The 23,688-nt window shown below is 64.0% G+C and carries 17 protein-coding genes and 2 pseudogenes; 9 read left to right on the top strand and 10 right to left on the bottom strand.

Features of this window, described 5'->3' with window-relative positions:
• Positions 1–83: 83 nt before the first annotated feature.
• Together XBLMG947_RS07635 and XBLMG947_RS07630 are read right to left on the bottom strand one after the other, a co-directional pair.
• Positions 84–1,052 (bottom strand): alpha/beta hydrolase, encoded by a 969-nt coding sequence (locus XBLMG947_RS07635; protein WP_065467414.1) that lies wholly within the window; start codon positions 1,050–1,052, stop codon positions 84–86.
• Positions 1,053–1,142: 90 nt separating this feature from the next.
• Positions 1,143–1,778: a YiiX/YebB-like N1pC/P60 family cysteine hydrolase gene (locus XBLMG947_RS07630; protein ID WP_065467440.1), complete on the bottom strand. Its 636-nt coding sequence runs from the start codon at positions 1,776–1,778 to the stop codon at positions 1,143–1,145.
• 207 nt (positions 1,779–1,985) lie between these two features.
• Here XBLMG947_RS07630 and XBLMG947_RS07625 point away from each other — a divergent pair, with 207 nt between their 5' ends.
• Together XBLMG947_RS07625 and XBLMG947_RS07620 are read left to right on the top strand one after the other, a co-directional pair.
• On the top strand, positions 1,986–2,321 hold the full coding sequence (locus XBLMG947_RS07625; protein WP_065467412.1) for a DUF3817 domain-containing protein: 336 nt from the start codon (positions 1,986–1,988) through the stop codon (positions 2,319–2,321).
• Positions 2,322–2,519: 198 nt separating this feature from the next.
• Entirely contained in the window at positions 2,520–4,481 is a 1,962-nt protein-coding gene (locus XBLMG947_RS07620) for a S9 family peptidase (protein WP_065467410.1), read from the top strand.
• Positions 4,482–4,600: 119 nt separating this feature from the next.
• On the opposite strand, the gene XBLMG947_RS07615 is transcribed toward XBLMG947_RS07620, so the two are convergent.
• Positions 4,601–6,925 (bottom strand): S9 family peptidase, encoded by a 2,325-nt coding sequence (locus XBLMG947_RS07615; RefSeq protein ID WP_065467408.1) that lies wholly within the window; start codon positions 6,923–6,925, stop codon positions 4,601–4,603.
• 418 nt (positions 6,926–7,343) lie between these two features.
• Here XBLMG947_RS07615 and XBLMG947_RS07610 point away from each other — a divergent pair, with 418 nt between their 5' ends.
• Entirely contained in the window at positions 7,344–8,771 is a 1,428-nt protein-coding gene (locus XBLMG947_RS07610) for a GAD-like domain-containing protein (RefSeq protein ID WP_065467406.1), read from the top strand.
• Positions 8,772–8,821: 50 nt separating this feature from the next.
• Here XBLMG947_RS07610 and XBLMG947_RS07605 read toward each other — a convergent pair whose 3' ends face one another.
• Positions 8,822–9,913 (bottom strand): DUF1615 domain-containing protein, encoded by a 1,092-nt coding sequence (locus XBLMG947_RS07605; protein ID WP_065467404.1) that lies wholly within the window; start codon positions 9,911–9,913, stop codon positions 8,822–8,824.
• 250 nt (positions 9,914–10,163) lie between these two features.
• The gene (locus XBLMG947_RS07600; RefSeq protein ID WP_065467402.1) at positions 10,164–10,394 is read right to left on the bottom strand and encodes a hypothetical protein; all 231 of its coding nucleotides are present in this window, start codon (positions 10,392–10,394) and stop codon (positions 10,164–10,166) included.
• A 204-nt stretch (positions 10,395–10,598) separates the two neighbouring features.
• Here XBLMG947_RS07600 and XBLMG947_RS07595 point away from each other — a divergent pair, with 204 nt between their 5' ends.
• Entirely contained in the window at positions 10,599–12,473 is a 1,875-nt protein-coding gene (locus tag XBLMG947_RS07595) for a GGDEF domain-containing protein (protein WP_065467400.1), read from the top strand.
• A gap of 368 nt (positions 12,474–12,841) precedes the next feature.
• Positions 12,842–13,036, top strand: a complete 195-nt coding sequence (locus XBLMG947_RS07590; RefSeq protein ID WP_065467438.1) for a hypothetical protein — start codon at positions 12,842–12,844, stop codon at positions 13,034–13,036.
• Positions 13,037–13,056: 20 nt separating this feature from the next.
• Here the strand turns inward: XBLMG947_RS07590 and XBLMG947_RS07585 are convergent.
• Positions 13,057–13,607: pseudogene (locus XBLMG947_RS07585) on the bottom strand (hypothetical protein).
• A 215-nt stretch (positions 13,608–13,822) separates the two neighbouring features.
• On the bottom strand, positions 13,823–14,707 hold the full coding sequence (locus tag XBLMG947_RS07580) for a class I SAM-dependent methyltransferase (RefSeq protein WP_065467436.1): 885 nt from the start codon (positions 14,705–14,707) through the stop codon (positions 13,823–13,825).
• 197 nt (positions 14,708–14,904) lie between these two features.
• Here XBLMG947_RS07580 and XBLMG947_RS07575 point away from each other — a divergent pair, with 197 nt between their 5' ends.
• Positions 14,905–15,780 (top strand): DMT family transporter, encoded by an 876-nt coding sequence (locus XBLMG947_RS07575; protein ID WP_065467398.1) that lies wholly within the window; start codon positions 14,905–14,907, stop codon positions 15,778–15,780.
• 278 nt (positions 15,781–16,058) lie between these two features.
• On the opposite strand, the gene XBLMG947_RS07570 is transcribed toward XBLMG947_RS07575, so the two are convergent.
• Both XBLMG947_RS07570 and XBLMG947_RS07565 read right to left on the bottom strand, forming a co-directional pair.
• On the bottom strand, positions 16,059–17,831 hold the full coding sequence (locus XBLMG947_RS07570; RefSeq protein ID WP_065467434.1) for an expansin EXLX1 family cellulose-binding protein: 1,773 nt from the start codon (positions 17,829–17,831) through the stop codon (positions 16,059–16,061).
• 412 nt (positions 17,832–18,243) lie between these two features.
• Positions 18,244–19,890, bottom strand: a complete 1,647-nt coding sequence (locus XBLMG947_RS07565) for a glycoside hydrolase family 6 protein (protein ID WP_167352013.1) — start codon at positions 19,888–19,890, stop codon at positions 18,244–18,246.
• Between the two features lie 201 nt (positions 19,891–20,091).
• Between XBLMG947_RS07565 and XBLMG947_RS07560 the strand changes: the two are divergent.
• The 3 genes and pseudogenes from XBLMG947_RS07560 to cycA all read left to right on the top strand — a co-directional run bounded on the left by XBLMG947_RS07560 (position 20,092) and on the right by cycA (position 22,498).
• Positions 20,092–20,423: pseudogene (locus XBLMG947_RS07560) on the top strand (hypothetical protein).
• Positions 20,424–20,449: 26 nt separating this feature from the next.
• Positions 20,450–20,668 (top strand): hypothetical protein, encoded by a 219-nt coding sequence (locus XBLMG947_RS22530; RefSeq protein WP_167352011.1) that lies wholly within the window; start codon positions 20,450–20,452, stop codon positions 20,666–20,668.
• A 399-nt stretch (positions 20,669–21,067) separates the two neighbouring features.
• Positions 21,068–22,498, top strand: a complete 1,431-nt coding sequence (cycA, locus tag XBLMG947_RS07555) for a D-serine/D-alanine/glycine transporter (protein ID WP_181093278.1) — start codon at positions 21,068–21,070, stop codon at positions 22,496–22,498.
• Between the two features lie 82 nt (positions 22,499–22,580).
• Here the strand turns inward: cycA and xopV are convergent, their stop codons facing one another.
• Positions 22,581–23,573, bottom strand: a complete 993-nt coding sequence (gene xopV, locus XBLMG947_RS07550) for a XopV/AopV family type III secretion system effector (RefSeq protein ID WP_167352010.1) — start codon at positions 23,571–23,573, stop codon at positions 22,581–22,583.
• Positions 23,574–23,688 lie beyond the last annotated feature (115 nt).

Here is a 23,688-nt window from a genome sequence, read left to right as displayed (position 1 = left end):
TGCAGGCGCAAGTCGCTGGCTGCCGTATGCGATGCATCGGCAGCGCATGGGCTGCGGATCTCGGCTGACGACTGCTTTGTCTGCTAGTGCATTCGAGACTTCACTGTTCCGACAGCATCCGCGGCGTTACCGCTCCGATCGTCGGGCTGCATTCCGAGCAAGGCCCTCAAGCCGTGCGTGATGCCGCGTGGCCCGCTGCTCAGGTGGTCTTCGTCATTGAGAACGTCCAGCGCGAGATGCAACGATCGATAGCCACGCGCGCGCAACGCCGTGGCCATGTTCTGGGCATCGATGACCATGTCGTAGTTCTTGTGGTAGCGCACTTGCTCGTACTCGCCGACGTACATGTACACCTGCGCCTTCAGGTCCGTATGCGAGGCGGCGAATGTTTTTTCCTGCGCTACCATCGCATGTTCGCCATACCAGTACGACGGGCTGCCCAGGATGTAACCGGAAAACATATCCGGGCTGCTGAGCAGGATGTGCGTGCCGAGCAGACCACCGTACGAATGCCCCAGGTACAGGCGCCGCGTTTCATCGGTTCTGTAGCGGTTGGCGACAAACGGCAAGACCTGATCGCGCAGGTAGCGGATATACGCAGCGCTTTTGCCGTGGGTCGGAACGGGCGCTGCGGTGGGGCCATCTTCCGGGGTAGGCGTGTAGTCGCGCCTGCGGCTCGGCATGGGCTCTTCGCCGACGGCGTAGGAGAGCCCAACCAGAACGAAATCCTCAATGGCCGGGCCTTCGCCGTTCAAACGACGCGCGATCTGTTTGACCAGCGGAAACGCGTAGTCGCCGTCGGTGGCATAGAGCACGGGGTACCGTCGCTGCGGGTTATCGGCATAACCGCGTGGCAGGGCGACAAAGACCTGATAGCGACGACCCGACGCCGGATCCGGCACGTCCCAGACCTGCGTATCGGCCAGTTCGTACGGTTGGCCCTCGCCCCGCTGGCTGCCAGGGGTGTGGTGAGGGGGGCGTGCCGTGACCGCCGGCTGCGGCCTTGCTACGTCAGCCGGCGCCGGCGCCTTGCTGCACCCGACCAGAAGCATGATCCCTAATCCCGCCGACAACATAGTCTTCAAAACAGCCTCCTGCAGGGTGATCCATGGAATCATGCAGCGGAAATCGGGATGCGGCGTCTAGTTCAGTCGCCCAATCGAGTTCAACGCCGCTGTCTTGGCCATATCGTTCGAATTGGTGCGGGGCATGTCCTGCGGTATGGCCATGCCCTTGCTGCGATAGAAATCGATCCAGTACGGCGAAATCTTGCCAGTCTGCAGGTTCTTGAAGTTCATCGGTTGCAGCGCGAACACGTGATGCGCGCGGAAGGCGCGCTCGATGAAATCCGAGCAGTAATAGCGGTTGTCGTCCTGCACGTAGGTATCGTTGTACGGCTTGCCGAGCATGCGCCGTGCCTGGGCGATGGCATCGGGGATGGCTGGGCGATGCTCGGGGCTGAGCCGGTACACGACGATCCGGCGCTGCTTGGCGGTGGCCTCATCGATGAATGCCTGCAATGGTTGCTCACGCGAGCCGTGTTCGTCGGCGTGCAGCACCACCGCGCTGTCGCGGGCATGGGCCACGAGCGCGACATGGTCGAAGCTCATTGCGCCCTGTGTGGCGGTCGCATCGGCGATGGCGCCGCTCAGGCCGGTGCGCGCAGCGGTGACGAACAGTAGATCCCCATCCTGCACCTTCAGCGCCAGTGCCGTGGCGGGCAGTAAGGCGATGAGCAGTAACAACAGCGGGGCGATGCGCATGGCGTGAGGCTCCAGGACCTTGGAGCCCGCATTATCGCCGGGATGCGCGCGAGGCGCCGAACAACCAGGCGCTTCTCGCGCATCCCCGGGATCGGAAAGCCAGGCGCGTCCGCTGGGGCACTTCGACGTCAGTGGCGCCGACGCGGGCGGTAGACTTGTCAGGCCAGCAGGCGTCGCCGCCGCCATCGCGTCGCGGCAATCCTTGTTCGTCTGGAGTGTTGCATGCGTGCGTCTTCTGCGTTGTCGCCGATCGGTCGGCTATTTGCGTTGGCTGCGTTTTTCGAGGGGCTGACCTGGGCCGGATTGTTGTTCGGCATGTTGCTGAAATACGGGCTGCAGACCACCGAGCTAGTGGTCTGGGTGTTCGGACGCCTGCATGGCGCGGCGTTTTTGGTCTATGTCGCGGTCAGCGTGATCGCCGCAGTACGGCTGCGCTGGCCGTGGTGGGCGTGGGCCTTGAGTCTGCTGGCGGCATTGCCGCCGCTGGTGACGGTGCCGCTGGAGATGTGGTTCCGGCGTCTCGGCTTGCTGGGCCAGCGGCGATCTGCTGCCCGCTGACGCTCGTCTTGATGAGGGCGTGCGAAGCAGAGTGCATCCGACGGTAACGCAGACGCCCGATCTGGTGTGGCGCCGGGCAGCGCCTTGCCCATTGCCGCCAGCAACTGCCGTCCAACACAGAGGCTTGCATACGCGATGGACGCGACGGCGCGCCTTTGCCAACATAGCGGACTCAAGGACAGATCGTGGGGGTGCGATATGCGGTGGTGGACGAGAGCGGTGGGGTGCGCACTTGCGTTCGTGGCGGCGATACCGGGGCAGGCGCAAGAAGCGCTGGATCTGACCCCGTATCTCAAGAGCGACCAGATCGAGCGGATCAAGATTTCGCCCGCCGGCGATTATTTCGCGCTGACCATTCCGATGGAAGATCGCACCGTGCTCGGCATCGTGCGACGGAAGGACAAGGTCGCCACCGCACGAGTGACGAGTGGCGCCAACAGCGTGGTGGACGATTTCTGGTGGGCCAGCGACGAACGCATGGTGGTCTCGATGGCGCAACGGTTTGGCTCGCGCGATGAGCCGGTGGCGATCGGTCAGCTGCACGCGATCGATGCCGATGGCAAGAACGGCCGTTTGCTGGCAAGCCCGTACGGCACCCATCCGGACATCAATGGCGCGCAGCTGAAGATGGATCTGGACCCTGCGACCTACATGCTGGATACCTTGCCGGGCGACCCGAGCACCATTCTGGTGTCGGCGATTCCCTTCGTCGGCGATCCGAATGTGCGTGTCGACAAACTGGATATCCAGACCGGGCGGCGCAGTACCGTGGCCACCGCACCGGTGCGACGCGCGGACTTCGTGACGGACCAGCAAGGGCGCATCCGCTTTGCAAGCGGTGCCGATGTCGCCAACACGAGCAAGCTGTATTACCGCGACAACGACGACGCGCCGTGGCGGCTGATCAACGATGCGGCCAGCAGCAGGCATCGCGAGTTTCCTCTCGGCTTTTCTGCCGATGGCCGCCTGGCCTACCTGAAGGTGGAGCAGGACACCGGGACCGATGTGCTGGTGGCCTGGGACCCGACCACCGGTCAATCCACGCCGCTGCTTCACGACGCCGCCGTCGACCCGTATCGCATTCTGCGCGACCTGGATGGCACCACGCCGATCGGCGCGTCGTACATGAGCGATCGTGTACGCAACCGTTTCTTCGACGAGAAGGCGCCAACCGCCAAGCTCTATCGCAGCCTGGAAAAAGCCTTCGAGGGCAATGCGGTCTACATCACCTCGGCAACGCGCGACCGTCGTCTGGCGCTTGCGTATGTGTGGAGCGATCGCAATAACGGCGACTATTACCTGTTCGATACGGTCAACAAGCATGCCGACCGGGTGTTCAGTCGCCGCGAGTGGTTCCTGCCCGATGCGGTGCCGGCGAGCACGCAGGTCAGTTTCAAGGCGCGCGACGGGCTGCAACTGCACGCCTATCTCACCCGCCCGCTGCATGCCGATGCGGGAAAGCCGCTGCCGCTGATCGTGATGCCGCACGGCGGCCCGTTTGGCATCTTCGACAAGTGGGAGTTCGATGACGACGCACAACTGCTGGCGGCAGCAGGATATGCGGTGCTGCGGGTCAATTACCGTGGTTCGGCGAACTACGGGCGTGCCTTCACCGTTGCCGGCGCCAAGGAGTGGGGCGACCGCATGCAGGACGATCTTACCGATGCCACGCGCTGGGCGATCACGCAGGGCGTTGCCGATGCGTCGCGCATCTGTCTGTATGGCGCAAGTTACGGTGGCTATGCCGCGTTGATGGGCGTGGCCAAGGAGCCGACCCTGTACCGCTGCGCCGCCGGGTATGTGGGCGTCTACGATCTGGACATGATGGTGCGCGATACGGGGCGTTACGCGCGTTGGGCCAAGAACTGGACCGGCGACTGGCTGGGCGCACGCGACACCCTGGGGGCACGTTCGCCGGTGAATCTGGCCAACCAGATCAAGGTGCCGGTGTTTCTTGCAGCCGGCGGCAAGGATGAGCGCGCACCGATCGAACACACCAAACGCATGGAGCGCGCATTGAAAGATGCCGGGGTGCCGGTGGAATCGCTGTATTTCCCCAACGAGGGCCATGGCTTCTACACCGAGCCGCACCGCCGCGAGTACTACACGCGCTTGCTGGCATTCTTGAGCAAACAGTTGGGTGGCAGTGCGGCGAAGTGAGTGACCACACCTGTCATCTCGGTCTGCCCGGATGACAGGTGTGGCCCAGCCACAGAGTTGGGTTGATCGTCAGCCGCGCACGGAGTGCCGCACCTGCCACCGCACTGCCTGCACGCCGCTCAGTTCTTCGGCATCGGCTTCATCTGATACTGCGCCGGCGGGGTGGCGCCGAGCAGGTATTGCACGAAGTAATCCCAGCGGCGGCGGGTGACGTACGGGGTGAGATCGCCGTAGCCGTGCTTGGCGTTGGGCAGCATCAGCATGTCGAAGTTCTTGTTGGCCTTGATCAAGGCATCGGCCACCAGCAGGGTGAGGTACGGCGGCACGTTGTCGTCCAGGGTGCCATGCACCAGCATCAGCCGGCCCTTGAGCTTGCTGGCGTGGTTGGCATTGGCCTGGTCGTCGTAGTTGGAGGTGCCGTCCTTGTCGACGATGTGCTCGCCGTGATACTTCTCGGCCCAGTCGTCTTCATAGCCGCGGTTGTCGTGGTTGCCGCTTTCCGACCACGCCACCTTGAAGAACTCCGGATAGCGCAGCATCGCGCCGGTTGAGGCATTGCCGCCGCCGGAATGGCCCCAGATGCCGACGCGACCCAGATCGATCCAGGGATAGCGCTGACCCAGTTCCTTCAAGCCGGCGACCTGGTCGGGCAAGGTGTTGTCGCCCATGTCGGCGTACCAGGTGTCGTGGAAGCTTTTGGAGCGCCACGGCGTGCCCATGCCATCGATGGCAATCACGATGAAGCCCAGTTCGGCCAGCGACTGGTTGTCGCCATGGCCGGCGAAGAAACTACGTCCACGCACCGAGCCGGTCTGCGGGCCGGGATAGACGTAATCGATGACCGGATACTTGCGCGTCGGATCGAAGTTGGAGGGCTTGAACATCAACCCGTACAGCGTGGTCTTGCCGTCGCGTGCTTTCACCGTGATGGGCTCCGGCGGTACCCAGCCGGCCGCCTTGAGACGGGTGATATCGGCCGTGGCAAGCGTGCTGACGGTGCGGCCGTCGCCGGCCTCGCGCAGCAGCGTGACTGGCGGTGTGACCGAGGTGGAATAGGTGTCGACAAAGCGTGCGCCGTCGGGCGACAGCGCGATGCTGTGATTGGCAGGCTCGGGCGTCAGCAACACCGGCTCACCGCCGTCCAGGCTGACTTTCCACAGCTGCTGGTAGTACGGGTCCACACCCGCGCGGCGACCGACGCCGACAAACCATGCGGTGCGCGTGACCGGGTCCACGCGCAGCAACTCGGTGACGTTGCCCTCGCCGGTGGTGATGGCGCGCTTGGGTTTGCCGGTGGCCAGATCGTAGAGATACAGCTGGCCCCAATCGCTGCGTTCGGAAAACCACACCGCCTCGTTGCTGGCCGGCAGATACGCCCAGTTGGCCGCGACCTGGCCGCTTTCGTAATAGGTCTTGACGGTTTCGTCGAAGGCGGTACGCACCGCGCCCGTGCTGGCATCGGCGATGCGCAACCAGGTCTGCTTGTGGAAGCGCGAGGTGGAGGCGAACGCCAAGGTCTTGCTGTCCGGTGCCCACTTCACATCGTCCCACAGGCCGGGCGAACAACTCACATCGTCGCAGAGCGTGGAGCGATGTTGATCCGGTGGCGTTTTCAGGCGCAGCACGCTGCGGGTGGGCACGTCGATGATGACGCGCTCGATCATGGTCACGTCCTTGTCGCCGGCCAGCGGGTATTTCCACGACTGCAGTTCCGGATGCCCAAGCTTGGTACTGACCAGATACATGTCGCCGGTCTTGCGCTGGTCCTGCTGGAAGGTGGCGATCTTGCGCGAGTCCGGCGACCAGGCCACGATGGCATTGTCGGTGTGCTGCCAGCCGGCGTTGTCGGTGGCATAGCCGAAGTTTTCCACGCCATCGCGGGTGAGCTGGGTTTCCTGGCCGCTGGCGAGATCGCGCACCCACAGGTTCCAGTCGCGTATGAAAGCCTCGCTGCGCTTGTCCGGCGACAGCACGCCCGGTTCCGGTTTGTCCTTGGCGTACAGCTTGCTGCAACGCGCACGCACGTCGCAGACCACGGCGGTGTCGCGCACGTCGAGGCGGTAGCGGCCATCGGCAGTCTGCTTGACCACCGGGGCGAAGGTGTCGGCCTTGAGCGGCTTGTCGCCGGTCTTCAACAGCGTGTTGAGCGAGGCGACCAGCGCAGACTGTTTGAAGAGCTGGGCGGTCTTGCCGGTGGCGGTATCCAGCTGCAGCAGCCGGTTGCCCTTGGCATCGTGATCGACATACACCACGTGCGTGGCGTCCAGCCAGTCGATGCGGGTGGCGGCATGGTCCACCAGCGGTTGCGCGGCGTAGCTGATCAGCCGCTCGGCGCGCGCGTAGTCGGCCTCGGTCACGACGGGGGCCTGCGCGCCAGCGAGTGCGGGCAGGGTGGCCAGGGCGATAGCGGCGAACAGGTGCCGCAGTGGCAACGGGGTGGGCATGAAAGTCTCTCCGGAACGAAAGGAGCGCGCAACACGGGCGGCGCGACCGTCCGATGCTACCCGCCACGTGGGCCGAGTGCCTCTGCCAGAAGTCGTGTTGGCACCGTGGCGTCTGTTGTGGGCCGCAGCCACCTCGGCGGCGACACCGCGCGGCCTAGAAAGCGGACCGGCGATCGCGCGGTTACCCAGCGGATCGCCCCGGTCCGGCACCACCACTGCGTTGAGGGCGCGCGCGATTCCCATCCTTGTCGATGACACCCACGGCCCGCAAGCGCGCTGCTGATCGGTCAGCCACCGACTACGAGAACCTTTCGCTATCAACTACGCTTTAGAACTACGCTTCTTCCCTGCCCCTGCATGACCCTGCGGCACGATGTGGGGGTGCTGCACGCACGCAACGTTGACGGGAGGCCGTCGGATGTCCTGGTTCCGCCGCTTGGCACTATCCCCCTTCACCAAGGCGCACCCGCCGCGGAAGACGCAGCCTGCGCCGGCGGACCTGCTTGGCGCGTATGAGTCGGTGCTGCCTGCCAGCCTGCTCGAGCTGTGGCGTCGAAAAGGACTGGGACACTACGGGGGCATGCAGTTGGCGCTGATCGACCCCCGGCAATGGCAGCCGGTGCTGGATCGCTGGATCGTCTCGCCACCCGACGCGGTGCGGCGCATTCCGATCGCGCTCAGTCCTTTCGACGCCTTGGTGTACTACCGCAAGCTGACTCCTACCGACGAAGATGTGGCCTATCTGGACCCGGTCTCGAAAGCCACGAGCGATCTGACGTGGAACCTGGACGACTTCTTCAATCAGTACCTGCGCGACGCCGCATCCTGCGATTCCCTGATTCCATCCGACCTGCTTGCCGCCGCGCGCAAAGAGTGCGGCCCACTCGCTGCCGGCGAGGTCTATGAGATCGACCGGATGTTGTTCGCGATGCAGGTGTTGCGGGTCAACAAGGTCGACGCGTTGGCGCTGCACACCCGGCTCCGCGACGCCGTCGCCGGACCCGCAGCCGCTGCGCCTACGACCAATGGCGATGCATTGCCCGTAGAGCAGCACTCCATGTTCGAGGGCATCTTCGACCACGCACAGACCGCCAACGATCTGCACGGCCTGTATCTGTCGTCGTATATCGACTGGCATCGCATGCTGGCGCTCGCGCCCGATGGGCGGTATCGCCTGCTGTTCTGGAAAATCGACCATCGCAGTCTGGCGCGCACCGATGTGCGCGCTTATTCGGGCCGCTACGAGGTGACGCACACCGAGGGGGGCGATCACCACGTGACGCTCGACATTCGGTTGCGGAACGACTCGAGCGGTAGCGACGCCAACGACGCGCAGCTGGTGGTCATGCGCTCGGGGGCCGACATGTTCCTGCTGCGTCACGACGAACTGGCAGACATGGCAACGGCCATGGACGGCTCGAAAACGCTGGGCCGCAGCGAGTATTACTTCCGCAAGGTGACGTTGGCCGAGGCGTTCGTCGAAGAACCATCCGGTGGACGCGCCGCGCCGCCAGTTGCCGAGCTTCCACGCGCGTTACAGCAACGGGTGAATGCCGAAGCGATCATCGCCACCATCACCCATGTGGCCGAGATCGACCCAGACGAAGAAGACGACGGCGCCGGTACCGTGATGTGCACCTTGGATCGCGGCCAGGACGATGGCCTGCGCATGAATATGCCGCTGCGCTCGCCGCCAGACACAGGGCGTGGTTTGTATGGGTGGGTCTGGGAAATGCACCCTGCAGCGTGTCGGATCGGCATCAAGTATCAACGCGGCAGCGATGGCAAGGTGGAACAGGGTCCTGTTGTCGGCGATGTGTTGACCAGCCGCCTGAGCGGGGAGTGAGATGCCGGTGCGCGGTGCAGGCAGCGCTCGCAGCGCGGAAAGCCACCCGCTTACTTGCGCATGCAGCGCTGCCAGCGCTCGTTGACCCGCTGCGCAAACCAGGCGGTGGTGAGCGTGCGGGTGATCTTGGGGCTTTCCAGGGTGATGCCGGGCAGCACGGCGCGCGGTAGCGGCTTGCCGGCGCTGCGCTCGGCAAGCGCAAACACTTGGCGATACAGCGCGGTGTCTGCGAAATCGGCCGTGTTGCCGGCCTCCAGTGCGCGGCGGAGTTCGCGGTCGCTCATCGCCAACTGGCTGCCCAGGCTGCGTGCGGCGCGCTCGGTGCCGCCGGGTGCGTCCAGACTGGCGCCAGGTGTGAGCAGATCGCCGTCCAATGCCAGCGCGATGCCGCTGGCTGTGCTCAGCGCGGCCTGGAAGGCGGCATTGCGGCTGGCGTACCACCCGGCGTTGAAATCGGCGAAGCGATACAGCAGCGCGTCGTAGCTGGCTGGATAACCAAGCAGATGCCGGGTGCCGAACCACAGCCCGCCACGGCGGCTGAAGACGTCGTGGCGGATCGAATCGCCGGGCGGGTAGGGATAGCGCTGCGCATGCTGTTCGGCGAAGGCGATGCTCACCTGCATCGGCCCGGCGGTATGCACCGGGTTGAACCCGTCGAACAGTCGCGTGCCCAGCGGCACGCTGCCGGTGAAGTCTTCGAAGATGCGGCTCAATTCCTGCTCGGTGCGTGCGGCAGCGATGCGCGTGGCATAGCTGCGCCCGTCCGGCGAACTCAAGCGCAAGGCGGCATCGACCATGAAGCCGGGAATGTGGTGTGCGCTGGCGCGGCGGTCGATCTCCGCACGCGAGATCTTGCCCAGGTTGGGCACCACCGGATTGGCCTGGTAGGTGGACTCCTGCTCGGCCACTGCCAGCACTGCGCAAATATGCTCGGCGCTGGTGTCCAACGCTTGCGAGGACAGCGCCACATACACATCGCTGGCCCAGCCGGCGCGGTCGGGCAATGTGGCCGGAAGGCGCCGCGCGATATCGGCCTTGACCGCATCCGGCGTGCGTTGCGGCGCGCGCGGGGCCTGTGTGGCGCAGGCCGACAGCAAGGCGATAGCCAGCAGCGCGAGCAGACGGGGCAGGGGCAAGGTCACGGCGTCTCCGGAAGATCGAGGGGCGGCAGCTGCCGTGCATCAGTTTACGCGGCGCGAAAGCGGGAGCGTTCTTCTTATCGGTACGTCAGGCAGTTTTGCCGCGGCAGATAATCGCCGAGGGGGCGGCATAGATGTGTTGGACGGCTAGTTGCATTGCTTCAAGGTGCAACGCGCGATTGCCAGGCGATGGCGTCGGTCTGGACACCGTCTGCCCGGCCGTGCGATCTGTCGCGTTATCCGGCCAGGTGTGTCAGGGGCCGGCGTCGGGATGCCGAAGGCCGTCATCGATAGCGATCGATGCGCTGCTGCAGATCCGTGCAGCGAGCGCACGCACGATTGCAGATGGTGCAGCAATCGTGCGTGCGCTCGCTGCGCACGGCATCTCCAGCCGTGCTGCGCCGTTTTGATTCATTTCGTCATCCAGATTCAAGAATGGCCTATTCAGGCCGATAACGAACGCGACGATATGCGCGTCGATCACGGGATCTGTCGCGCTCCTCGGTCATCATTGCAGTCGTATGACATCGGGATGGTGGCGATGTCGCCACCGATTCCACTGGATTCCATCGCCGTCCAACCGCGGGAGTGCTTGAGATGCCGCAGCCACCAGCAAGCCGCCATCGGTGCGTAGATGGCGTGACCTTGGCGCACGCACGCTGCGGCCCGTCGTCGCCGTGACGGCTCGATGAGCATGTTCGCGGCCCGATGGAGACAGGGGCTCGCCGCATTTGTCTTGCTGCTGATCAGCGCCACGGTGTCGGCGCAGCCGCAGCCATGGAAGGCGATCGAAGCGGCGACAATCGACGACCCCGTGGCCGCGTTGCGGATCGCACAAGGCGCACTGCAGCAGGCCCGTCGCGAGCACGATGTGGATGCGGAATTCTGGGCCCTGCTGGCGCAGGCACGCGTGCTTATTTCACTGGAAGACAGAGAACGTCGCGGGGTCGTGCTGACGCAAGCGCGCGGGAAGCTCGGCCAGTTGCACGGCGACGCCACGCAAGCGCAGCTGTGGCTGGACATCGTGCAGGCGCTCAGCGATGTGCGCGAAAATCCCAATCGCATCATGGTGGCCCGGCTGGAAGCGCTGCGCCAACGCGCAAGCGCGCTGGGCCGCAACGATCTGCTGTGCGAAGTCGAGGCGGTCGACATGTGGAGCATGTTGGCCTCCGGCAGTAGCGATGAATCCTGGAGCGCGGCGCAGGCCAGTTATCAATGTGCGGCACGCGAAAAAATCCTGGGAGTGGAGGTGGACGCGTTGACGCAACTCGGGTCGTTGGCCAGTCGCGTCGGTGGCCGCGCCGCCGAAGACCATGAAACCGAAGACTACTTGCAACGCGCACTGTCGCGCCTGCATGGTCAGCCGGCACGCTTCCAGCGCAGCCTGATCGAATACGAGTTCGGCACTGTGCTGGCGGTACGTCAACCTGACGTGGCGCTGCTGCATTTCAGGCGCGCGTTGGCGCTCAGCCGCGAACTGCACGACCAGGCTGGCGTGGCTGCAGCGCTGACCAGTGCCAGCGAGGCGCTGATCGAAACCGGCGATGCCGCCTCCGCGTTGACGATGGCGCGCGAAGCGCTGCCGTTGATGCAGAAACAAGGCAATATCGGTCGCGTGGCTGCGTGTCACGCGGTTTTTCTGCAGGCCTTGACCGTCTTGAAGTCTGGCGATTTGGATGCCGAAATCGTCGCCGCCAAGGCCGCAGACGATCCACACCTGACCTTGAATCGACGCGCGCAACTGGTCGACGCGATCGCCGAGGCGCTGGCATCGCGAGGCCGCCACGCCGAGGCCTACCAGGAACTGAAGCGCGCCAACACACTGCGCGCGCAGAGTCTGGACCGGCAACGCGATACGGTGATGTTGCGGCTGCAGGCACGCTACGAAGACGCACGCCGCGGTGCAGAAACCGCTGAGCTGCGCCGTCGCAGCGAAACCGCGCGACTGGCGCTGCAGGCGCGCGAAGCCGGTCAGCGCGCCCTGTGGATCGCGTTATGTGCGGCGTGCCTGTTGCTGATCGGTGCATTGGTGGTGCTGGCATTCGGTGCGCGTCACCGCCGCCAGTTGTCGCGGCTGGCGATGCGCGACGAACTCACCGGCCTGCCCAACCGGCGCGCCATCCGTGCCGAGGCGCAACAGCAGATCGAGCAAGCCTTGCGCTCGCACACAGCGTGCATGCTGGCATTGATCGATCTGGACCACTTCAAGCAGATCAACGATGTCTATGGGCACGCTACTGGCGATGCAGTACTCAAGGCACTGGCGAGCGCGTCCCGGTTGGCGCTGCGCACGCAGGACCGCCTGGGCCGCCTGGGTGGCGAAGAATTCCTGCTGGTGTTGCCGGGCTGCAATGAAGAAGAGATTGCTACAGTCTTTACGCGCCTGCGCAGTGCGGTGGCGGCGATCGAAATCGCCGGCCTGCCGGCCGACCGTCCGGTGCGTTTTTGCATGGGCGCGGTGCGCGTCACCGCCGATACCGGGCTGGATGTGTTGCTGAGCCAGGCCGATCTTGCGCTGTATGCCGCCAAGACCGCCGGACGCGATCAATGGGCGGTGTGTTGATCGGGTGGTGCGGGCGACCGTCGACGACGCAGCGTGGGCGTATCGCGGTTGTCCCGATGTAGCTCCGTACGGTCTTACGTGCACTTCTTCCGCGCTGGCCGGAAGACCCATGGCAAGCGTTCGTGCATCGTATCCGCGATGGCCGCCGGCAATCGGCACACCAGCGGGCAGGGCTGCAATGTTGCGGCGCATTAAAATGCCGCAGACGTCAACTGGACGGCGATGACGCAAGAAATTCCGGCTTGAAAAAGAAATGTCGTCCAACGCCGCCACCTGTACGGGCACGTGCCGCGACGCGCACTACCGACTGGATCGTCCGCGGCGTGGCTGCGCTCGTGGTGATCGCGTGTTGCGCCCGCCTGTGGCTATTGCGTGAAGCGATCCTGGACGGCCGCTATGTCAGCGTCATCCGTGGCCGGCCAGCCCGGATCTTTCTGGCCGAAAACGACCCGCATCGTTTCGGGGTCTCCATCGTGTGGGATGGGCTGCTGAGCTGCGTGCCCCTGGTACTTGTCGGCAGGGTTGCATACGCGAGCTGGAAAGCGCGCCGTCACCGGCGGTGATCGCGACGATCAGGCAACGATCAGGGCGTGTTCTGCGTGCGTGCATGTCGTTGCGCGCCGCGCATGGGCCAGCTCCGGTAGCTGTGACGAACTGCTTCTGGTCGGCCCCTGCAGTGGGATCGCAAGGCCAGGAACTGGCGATACTGCCGGGCTCCAGCACACCGCCGACTTCGCGCACCGCTTGCGCTTCGAAGGCACAGACAGGCCCGTAGACGGCCACGTCCCAGTCCGCTTGCGAGGTGGGATGTGCGTGCTGTACCAGCACGATCTCGCTGCCTTGGAAGCGATGGACTTGCGCCGCATGTCGATGATCGGTGCTGAAGTAGCAGGGTGCGCCGATGCCCAGCACCAGCACGTCGCCATTGCGCAACACGGCGCACTTGCCCTCGTGTTCGCCCAGATGGATCGTCTGCCCTGCCAGTGTTGCGGTGGTGACCGGATAGCGCGTGATCACCTCAGACCTCGGCGGCGGTGGTGCGCTTGGCGATGCCGTTGGTGTTTGCGCGCGGATGGATGCAGTGGCAACCAGCGACAGCGAGGCCAGCAAGAAAGCGATCAACTGGAGGCGCATGCAACGTCCGTGTCGAGGGCGGGGCAGTATCGCAGATCCGTCCAGCGGCAAGGTGCAACCAGGCAACCGCTGCGGTGATTGCCGTGCCGGCGTCACATGCGTGTTGAGTCGTCAGGCAGCGCTGCGCACACGTAGCTGGCGCGTGCTGCCTCGCATCTGCCAGGCGATGACGTGCTGCGTCCTGTTGCCGGCTTCAAGAGTGCCGAGACACGTACTCAGCGCCGCGCAGGCAGGATCGCCAGCACGCCATCCAGCGCAAGCTGCGTGGTGAAACCGGCCTTGACAAGACGCTTGCTCACTTCGTTGGGCACGTCGCGTCCGCTGGTGAGCCTGTTGGGCGCGCCGGTGTAGTGGAAGAGCCGCCCGCCACGGCGCAGCACGCGTGCCAACTGATCGTAGAAGACCTGCGAATACAACTCGCCTGCAATGCCGAAACGCGGCGGATCGTGCAGGATGGCATCGACCGACGCGTCAGCCATCGTGGCGATGTGCTGCGCGATATCGGCATGGGTCAGCTGCAGTCGCCCATCGGCAGAGGTGGAGTCCGGATCCGGCGACCATGGATTGAGCGTGCGCAGCCACAGCACGTCGGCATTCTTTTCGAACGAGCGTACCTGTGCGACGCCGGCCTCCAGGCAGCAGGCGGCGAAGTAGCCCAGGCCGCCGCAGGTGTCCAGCACGGTCTTGCCGCGCGGGTCCACCAACGCCACCTTGCGCCGCGCATCCTCGAACGGTGACAGCTGCGCCGAGGGCAGCATCTTGATGCCGTCGATCTCGAAGGTGGGTGCGCCCCATTCGGTAGGTACCAGCTTGATCAATGCGCCGCTGTAGCGCGAGATCGGCGCGAAGTCATCGCCACCCCAGAAGTACAGCGTGCGGTCCTTGAGCTTGCCCGGATACGGGTAACCCCGACCACGCCATTGCCAGGTCTGTGCATCGAGCTGGGCGGTGTCGGTGCTGCGGCCCAGGTCGAGCGATCCGGTCCAGTGCGTCAGACCACTTCCGCGCGCGGCAAGCAGCGCTTGGGCATCGGCGAGAACGAGTAAGGGGCCGGAATAATGGGGCACGGCTGACGGCTCTGTGTGTGGTGCGCGGACGATACCGCGCGGATGCAAGGATGAGACCGGCATCGTAACCGACCTGTTGCGGCCGGGCATCCGCCGCCGGGACGCCGCCGCGTCCGCGTGCCGCCGAGGTCGACGGCCGCCCCCGTTCCGTTGACACACACCGCACCGCATACTGCATGCGGTCCGCATCGACACCTCGTCCGATCGGCGTCAACCGTGGAGCGTAGGTCATGCTGAAGGGGGTGTTGTTGGGGTTCGCCTGCTATGCGGCCTATTCGATCAGCGATGCTTTTGTAAAGCTGCTCGAAGGCACGCTGCCGGTCTACGAGGTCATGTTTCTTGGCGCGCTGCTGATGCTGCTGGCGGTGCCGTTCCTGAAAAAGCCCGACGACCAGCTGCGCGGGCTGGTGATGGCCAAACAGCCCGCATTGTGGCTGCTGCGCGCGCTCACCAGCGCCATCGGCAATCTCACTTCGGTCATCGCCTTCACCACCTTGCCGATGGCCGAAGCATTCGCGCTGATCTTCCTGATGCCGATCTTCGTCACCGTGCTGTCGGTGATCTTTCTCAAGGAAGCAGTGCACTGGCGGCGCTGGTCGGCGGTGATCGTCGGTTTCATCGGCGTGTTGATCGTGCTGCGCCCGGGCTTTCGTCATCTCACCCAAGGACATGTGGCGGCGATCGTGTGTGGATTGGTAGGTGCCATCTCGGTGATCGCCTTGCGCATGGCCGGGCATAGCGAAAAGCGGTTGACCTTGTATGGTGCCGGGGTGATCGGCCCGTTGGTGCTGGGCGGGATCATGATGTTGCCCAGCTTCGTGTGGCCCACGCTGTCCCAATGGGGCTTGTTGGCAGGCTACGGCCTGCTCGCCGGACTGGCTGCCATCTGCATGATGTACGCCACGCGCATGGCGCCGGTCAGCGTGGTCGCGCCCACGCAATACAGCCAGATGCTATGGGCGATCGCCTTTGGCTACCTGCTCTTTCACGATCATCTGGACTGGCCGATGGCCGTGGGTATCGCGCTGATTCTGGGTGCGGGTTTGTTCACCCTGGTGCGCGAGGAACAGGTGTCGCGGTGGTGGCGGCGGACGAAGATCGTATAAGTGCTGCGTCGTGCCGGCCGGCTGACTGGCAGTGGGGGCGGGATTCGAAAAAGCGCCGGTCCGTCAGGGGCACAGACATCGAGGCAGTTGCGATCCCCAATCCCACCTCCCGACCCATCGCCGACCAGAACCCGGTGCCGCACGCGGAACGCGCCAGCGCTCGATCAGGTGCGCATCGTCGCCGGCGTTGTTCGGATGCAGTCGCGACGCGATAGACGTTTTGCCGGTGTGGCCGCAGCGCCCCAGCGTACTGGCCGTTCTCGGGTCGGAGGCGTACATCAGGGAAACTGTACGTTGCCGGGCTCGAAATACGCCTTAGAGCTACCGTATTCCTTCAGCGCGGGAATCTTGTCCGCGATGGCCTTGCCGCGGATGTCGGTGATGCGGATGGACAGCGGCTTGTTGCCCAGATTTTTGCCTACGAAATGGTTGTAATCCACCTTCGGCAGGCTGGTCCAGGTGCTGCCTTGTTTGACTTCGAACTTGACCACCGGATAGGTGTGGTGGCGCACCTGGATCGCGGCCCAATCGCGTGAACTGCCTTCTTTGATGCGGTACTGCACATTGCCGGTAATCGGCGCGCGTACGACTTTCCAGCTGATCGGAATGTGCCCGTCTGCCGTGTTGCCGATCGCCGCGAAGGCGTTGGGCGACAGATCCAGGCCGCCGGAGGCGCCCTCCGGATACAGGTCGGTGACATATACGGTCGTCTTTCCCTTGGGGCCGGTCACTTCCAGATAGGCACCAGCCAGCGCGGCCTTGATCCCGCCGAAGTTCAGCTGCGTGGCGTTGAGCGCGGTGATGAAGGCATTACTCGGAATGGGGTCCAGCAGGAGCGCGCCGCCAGCGTAGCCGGAGTTGGTCATGGTGGCTGTGCCGGTGAAGGTACTATTCCACGCCTTCGTCCCGCTCGCATTCTTCGTGCTGTCGCCAGTTGCTGGCGCAATGGTGGGCGTCACGGGTGCCGTGCCCCAGGCATGACGCAAGATCAGCAGTTTGTCTGCGCGGGGTCTGCCATCCGGCGCCAACAGGCCGCCGTTGTTGGCATTGCCCGTTTCCCAACTGCCTAGAAACGCGCTGCGCAGTCCTGCGTTTGCCAAATAACCGCTCAATGCGGTTTGCCACGCCGGGTCGCGCGGGTCGCCGTCGCCCAGTCCACCACCGAGGCTGACGGGTACCACTGCGTGGTCGATTGCGAATTGGCCGAAGTCGCGTTGCCACATGGCAGGCAGTGCCTGCGCAACTCCGGGTGCGGCGAAGGCATCGGTCGCATCGCGATCCGGGCCCGCCAACTTCGGCATCAACACCAGGTGTCGGCGTGCAATGTCCAGCGGCACGCACGCCAACGGCTGAAGATTGCTGCCAGGCGCCTTGCGCCCTGGGTCACTGCACACCGCATTGCCGCCCACACCTTCCACACCCACGACCCAGCGCGGTGCCTGCGCCAGCACGGTTGCAGCTGCGCGCGAGGCTACCCGGTTCCAATCCTGATCCGCCGCGTTTCCTGCCCAGCTGGCATTGCGATAGCCGCTGCTGCCAAGGTCGATACCCAGGACATTGGTGTTGTCGCCATAGCGGCGTGCCAGCGTGACCAGGCCGCGCGTCCATGTTTGCTGCTGTGCGCCCAGCAGTGGTGCGCGGTCATCGCAGCCTCCATCTGCAAACGCGAACATCACCTGCATCCCGCGCTGGGTTGCGGCATGCACCACTGCGTCGAGCAGTTGCAAGGAATCTAATCCGCGCAGCGTGGGATCGCCGGCAACTTCTGCAGCTGCCACAGGGACGCGTTGCAGTACAGCGGCGCAGACCGGCACACGCACGGCGTTAATGTCCGACGCTTGCATCCGATCCAGCATTTGCGCCAGTGTATCGTTGCGCATGCCGGCGGCCGCCAACCCGGCGCGATCGAAGCCGGGCCAGGTGACCCCGCGAATCTGCAGCGCCTGACCTGTTGCATCGACAAGGGGAGCTCGCGTACTGACCTGCATCGCCGGCGCGGTGACCGGGATGAGCGTTGCGAGTGCGATCGATAAATGCTTGTGTGACAGCATGGACATCTCCTGGCAGCGTGTTATGCATGTTTAGCTGAGTGCGAAGCGGCCTGTGGCGGGTGGAAACAAAAAGGCGCAGCTACCCAGGTAACGCGCGCAATGCAGTCCCGGCGTCCCACAGGCCGCCTCCCGTCCGAGTGGGCCGTCAGCGGCACGGTGTGGTCGCCGCGTCGCTTGCCGTGGCGCCACCGGGCCTGCGCCACGCAGCGCCCGTTCCGCCGACGAGGGCATCTCCTCCGATGTCGTCTCATTCCGATGTGCTTGCCACGCTCTAGACAGAGGTCGAACAGCACGGCAGGGATTGAAATGGCGGCCGCGAGGCGCCGCCATCGTTGTTGCAGCGATCCTCCCGCGTCCGCGGAGCGGTAGAGCAGACTAGCCTCTACCGCTCTGTAGCAACGCAGTTATCGCATCACCGATGCGGCGTCGCGCTCACGGTGACCGAGCTCGCGCCTGCACCCGATGCGCCGTTGGCCGTTACCTTGTAGTAGTACGTGGTGCCGTTGGTGAGCGCCCGGTCCACATATGAGGGCGAGGTCAGGCCCGATGCGACGGTGATGGGAGTGGCGGCTGCGTCGGCGACACGTTGCACCGTGTAACCCGTGGCACCGTCAACGGACGACCAGCTGAGCCTGACCTTGCCATCCGCTGCATTGGCGGTCAGCCCCTTGGTTGCCGTCAGCGGGCTGGCGGGCACCGCGTCGGTCGAAGCCGACTGCAGCGCCGCCTTGGTCGAGGTGCCGATGGCGGGATACGCGTTGGCGACCAACTGGACGAACTGCGCGTGGAACCAGCTACCGGCGATCGGCGCGTTCGGCAAGGCCCCGGTCAACGTGCCGTCTGGCGTCGTATAGGTCGGGTCGCAGTATCTGTCGAAGCCCTTGCCCTGGTTGTTGGGGATCGACTTGCTGGAGCCGTCGGATTCGCCCGCTCCCTTACCCCACACATAGGCGTGGATATGTCCGCCGGGCGCCGCGGTCGGCGGCATGCCGATCCCCGCACCGCTCTGATTGCACCAGTTGCCGCGATGGAGGCGACGGTCCACGCGTCCGGAGTCCACGTAGGTGTTGATGTCATTGCCGCTGGCAGACGCAGGGCGCGCGCTGCCGCCCCAGCCGTTGCGACCGGTGTCGATCAGAAAGCCGATCTTGCTGGGCCAACCCGCGCCGACGAAGCCGTTGTAGAGCGCTTCCGCATAGGTCGATTCGTCGAAGAAACTGTTCCATTGATAGAAGTTGGACGAGCGAATCGGCTGGCCACCGATCGTCAGGTCCGGATTGGGCAGGTTCGGCTCATGCAGCGGCGTGTAATTGGCGGTGTTGGTGATGAAGCCATCCGCACTGGCGAAACCGGCTACCGTTCCCTGCACGACCCGCGTGTACAGCGAAATCGCCGGGTTACGGTTGCTGTCCCACCCCAGCCAGCCGGAATGGCCGATATCCAGGTAATTGTAAAGATTGGGAATGGCATGGAGCTTGTCGAGCGCGTACTTGATGGCGGCCTCGTAAAGGCCGCTGGATGCCGCCTGGCCGCAGGCGGGCGTGCTTTGATTGGTGACAAGATTCGGAAGGCTGTCCGGCTCGATGATGTTGACGATCCGAAGATCCTTGTACTTCGGATTGGCCAGCGTCGATGCGATGACGTCGATGTATTGGGTCTTGTAGCGTTGCAAGCCGGCTTGCGTCAGCGGCAACTCGCCGTTGGAGGCCAGCGCGTGGCAGTCGCGCCCCGGCATGTCGTAAATGACAAAGCCGACTGTGATAGGCGTATTGGCCTTTTTCTGCGCCAATGCCGCATCCAGGTGGCCTTGCAGACTGAGACGGCCGGCGTTGCGCGAGCCGCCGTAGATCGCATTGATCGAATCCAGCCAGACCGAGGTCGGATAGGACTTGACGACCTGCATCTTGGCTTTCAGTTGCACATCCTTGACCTTGCCGATCGACGAGTTGACTTCCTTCGAATAATCGGGATTGACATATCCGCTCGCGCCGACGAACGGGTTGTCGACATGGGTCTGGGCGGACGCGGCAACGGGAACGAGCAGCGCGCCGGTCAGCAACGAAACGGCGAGCTTGGAGGTGACGCTGGGTCGGGGGTTTATCGAAGATGGCATTGAATTTCGCCTTGAGATGGGAAGTGGTGAAACGGTGTGTAATAGCGAGATGTCAAGATGTCGCGTGATTCGCCGTGACTGGTGGTTCCTCTCGATGGATGCCCGTGCGGGGCGAGTGATGCATGTGCGCAATCGAACGCGCTCCAAATGCGCGCGTGCATCGGTGGCCCTGCGCCGGGGGCGATCGGCGCAGGAGATGAAGCGGCATGTCGCATTCAAGCGGCTCGCCGTATTCACGCATCGGTCGGCGCAATGCGCCGATGTCGTTGCCCGTTCGAGCGCCAGCTGCAGACGGCTGACGCCCACGCACCGGGTCATGGTGTGCCGCGTCGTTGCGGCTCATGACCGCTTTCGTCGACCCGCCAGCCGCAGCCATCGACCGCCATGGTCGGCGCATCGATCGACAACGGCAGCAGGTCTTGCAGGCACGGTGCGGGTGGAGATGCATGGGAGCCTGCGTGGCGAGGCGACGAACGTAGAAGAACAGCATCGTTGGCGCGAATCCGTGCGCAGCATCCAAAAAGCGAGCGCTACCATAAAGCGGATCCTGGAACTGTCGACGACTACGCTTACAATCCGCGAAGGGTTTGGCGTTATTGCAGATACCGATTATGTGGCGGCGCCAACGCTGGCGGATATTGGTTGTTCGGAGAGGAGATTCATAAAAATAATATCAAAAAATATTATTATGCTGCCTGAAATATTTTATGCGTTGAGTTTATGAGGGTGGCAATAAAGTATATTTTTCCGCGGATTATGTTGGATGTCAGTCTCGACTGGCGTCGTGGTTTCGGGGCGTTACGCCACAGCTTCCGGTGCCCGGCGGTGAGCGTGAATCAGCGCGTCCGACCTGGATGCCGGTTTCGGAAGACCTCGGGACGATGTGAGGCGAGATCGCTAAGGTCGAGATGGCAGGCGTGAGCAGGTGCCGGCAGACTGAGCTGCAGGCAGGCAGGCAGGCAGGCAGGCAGGCAGGACGGATTGTTTCCCCGGGGAGCGCGGTACGGCCCGAACGCTGGTTCCGGTCTGGGCGCTGTGCAGGTCCGCGACGCGGCTCTTACCCAGGTCGTTGCCGAGGACTTGTCCACCACGGCCTGACATAAGGCGCGCCCCCCTGGCACGCATGGGCGCGATCTCGTATGTTGGCTCGCTTGCCCACTCCTCCGGTGCCGTGCCCATGTCTGACCCGTCCGCGCCCGATCATCTGCAACGCAGCCTGTCCAGTCGCCATCTGCAGCTGATCGCCATCGGCGGAGCGATCGGCACCGGCCTGTTCATGGGCTCGGGCAAGACGATCAGTCTGGCCGGGCCGTCGATCCTGTTCGTCTATCTCATCATCGGCGCGATGCTGTTCTTCGTGATGCGCGCGATGGGCGAGCTGCTGCTGTCCAACCTGGAGTACAAGTCGTTCATCGACTTCTCCACCGACTTGCTCGGGCCGTGGGCCGGCTTCTTCTGCGGGTGGACGTACTGGTTTTGCTGGATCATCACCGCCATCGCCGATGTCATCGCGATGGCGGCCTATGCGCAGTTCTGGTTTCCGGGATTGGCGCCGTGGATTCCCGCGATCTTGTGCGTGGTGTTGCTGCTGAGCCTGAATCTGGTCACGGTGAAATTGTTCGGCGAGATGGAATTCTGGTTTGCGCTGATCAAGATCGTCGCCATCGCCGCGTTGATCGTCACCGGTGCCGGCCTGGTGGCCTGGGGCTTCCGCTCGCCATCGGGCAACGTGGCCTCGTTGTCGAATCTGTGGAACGACGGCGGCATGTTCCCGATGGGCATTGATGGATTCTTTGCCGGCTTCCAGATTGCGGTGTTCGCCTTCGTCGGTATCGAGCTGGTGGGTACCACCGCAGCCGAAACCGCCGACCCGCGCCGCAATCTGCCCAAGGCGATCAACTCGATCCCGGTACGCATTTTGATCTTCTACGTGCTGGCGCTGATCGCCATCATGGCGGTGACGCCGTGGCGGCAGGTGGTGGCCGACAAGAGCCCGTTCGTGGAGTTGTTCGTGCTGGCCGGCGTGCCGGCGGCGGCGAGCCTGATCAACTTCGTGGTGCTGACGTCGGCCACCTCGTCGGCCAATAGCGGCATCTTTTCCACCAGCCGCATGCTCTACGGCCTGGCTGAAGAACAGCATGCGCCCAAGGGCTTCGCCAAGCTGTCGCGTGCGGCGGTGCCGGCGCGCGGCCTGCTGTTTTCCTGCCTGTGCCTGCTGCTGGGCGCAATGCTGGTGTACCTGATTCCGAACCTGGTCACTGCGTTCACGCTGGTCACGACCTTGTCGGCGGTGCTCTTCATGTTCGTGTGGTCGCTGATCCTGTGCGCCTATATCGCCTACCGCCGCAAGCGTCCGGAGCAACATGCGGCTTCGGCGTTCAAGATGCCCGGCGGCGTGTTCATGTGCTACGTGTGCCTGGCGTTCTTCGCCTTCGTCATCGTGCTGTTGACCTTGCAGGACGACACGCGCCAGGCATTGCTGGCCAGCCCGGTGTGGTTCCTGATCCTCGGAATCGGTTACGGGGTCAGACGCCGGGAAAACCGGCAGCGCTGAGCGGTCCGTGCGGGACGCATCCGGCGTGCAGCGTGCGGCGGTGGCCGCACGCTGCACGCGGTCATGCCGATGCTCCGGTGGATCATGTACGGTCCAGACCGGAATGCGTTCCCGCGGCTCCCTTTTCCGGGCTCGGCGAAGCTGCCGCCGCGCCGGCGGGCAGATTCTGCAACGGGATCTGTTTCTTTTCCTTCCATTCCGGCGTCACTGGGAGACCATAGCTCTGAAAGAGATTGGCGACGTTTTCGAGATGCTTTGGCATGCGGTCGGCATATTCGCTGAATCGACCTGAGTCGTTATCGATGCAGAGCTTGCTGTCCGGGTTGTAGTAAAGCGTGCCACTGAGGCGCGCTTGGGGCATCAGGCGATTTTCCTGCCAGGGGGTCTTCCATGGTTGGCCGCCCACGAGGGTGACGTGACCTTGCGTGTATGGCTGTTTCTTCTTTCGCGCTGACTTGTTTGTCATCGGCTCGTCCAAGGCCACGCCAGGATGTGCTTCGCCGATGACCAGGCTGCCGTTACTGGCGATGTTCCATTTGTACTCCACTTTCTTGTCGCGCAGATCGCCCAGACGCAGCCGCTGAGCGAGCGGCGCAGCGGGCGGGGCGCCGCTTGCGGTCTGTTCATGGAACGTCGGGGTGCTCCTGATGCGATCGATGGCGTCCTCGCTCAGCCCGAGATCCTTGGATAGCTTGGCTGGATCGTGCCGGCGCGGCAGTTCCAGTGCCGGCGCGGTCGAGACGAACAGGCGTGTTGGATTGATCTTGACGCGCGTATGACCATCAGTAAGCGTTTCGATTTCCTGAGTCTGGATCGGTGTCCGGTGGATACCGCCTTCCACGTGCTTTCCGCGCGCGGGCTGCGTGCTTCCGAACAGCGCATCGAGATGGCCGCTGTCTGCCACGAACGCCGGCGATTGCTCCTTGGCTGATGCGCTACGGCGCAGGCGAGGCAGCCCACGAAGCGTGGCGTCGCCGCCGAGTTGGGTGTCGTTGCGAACCGATGGGGCATGCAGCGGATCAACGTGACCAATATGCTGGTGTGGCTCGCGAGACGCGGCACCGGTGATTTTCATGTGCTTACTCCTATGGATGCGTGAGCGAAAAATGTAAGCCAGCGAGAACGTGCATATCGCTCACAGCAGAATCGATGTGCGATTTGGCGAAAGCTATCCTTCTGCCTTGCAAATA

This window comes from Xanthomonas bromi (assembly GCF_900092025.1).
Lineage (GTDB): Bacteria > Pseudomonadota > Gammaproteobacteria > Xanthomonadales > Xanthomonadaceae > Xanthomonas > Xanthomonas bromi.
The sequence above is the reverse complement of the archived record's forward strand: the minus strand, read 5'-3'. Positions and strand labels throughout refer to the sequence as shown.

Coding starts and splice junctions, on each gene's coding strand:
- XBLMG947_RS07635 (WP_065467414.1), bottom strand. CDS start 1,052: ATGCTTCTGGTCGGGTGCAGCAAGGCGCCGGCGCCGGCTGACGTAGCA.
- XBLMG947_RS07625 (WP_065467412.1), top strand. CDS start 1,986: ATGCGTGCGTCTTCTGCGTTGTCGCCGATCGGTCGGCTATTTGCGTTG.
- XBLMG947_RS07620 (WP_065467410.1), top strand. CDS start 2,520: ATGCGGTGGTGGACGAGAGCGGTGGGGTGCGCACTTGCGTTCGTGGCG.
- XBLMG947_RS07615 (WP_065467408.1), bottom strand. CDS start 6,925: ATGCCCACCCCGTTGCCACTGCGGCACCTGTTCGCCGCTATCGCCCTG.
- XBLMG947_RS07610 (WP_065467406.1), top strand. CDS start 7,344: ATGTCCTGGTTCCGCCGCTTGGCACTATCCCCCTTCACCAAGGCGCAC.
- XBLMG947_RS07595 (WP_065467400.1), top strand. CDS start 10,599: ATGAGCATGTTCGCGGCCCGATGGAGACAGGGGCTCGCCGCATTTGTC.
- XBLMG947_RS07575 (WP_065467398.1), top strand. CDS start 14,905: ATGCTGAAGGGGGTGTTGTTGGGGTTCGCCTGCTATGCGGCCTATTCG.
- XBLMG947_RS07570 (WP_065467434.1), bottom strand. CDS start 17,831: ATGCTGTCACACAAGCATTTATCGATCGCACTCGCAACGCTCATCCCG.
- cycA (WP_181093278.1), top strand. CDS start 21,068: ATGGGCGCGATCTCGTATGTTGGCTCGCTTGCCCACTCCTCCGGTGCC.
- xopV (WP_167352010.1), bottom strand. CDS start 23,573: ATGAAAATCACCGGTGCCGCGTCTCGCGAGCCACACCAGCATATTGGT.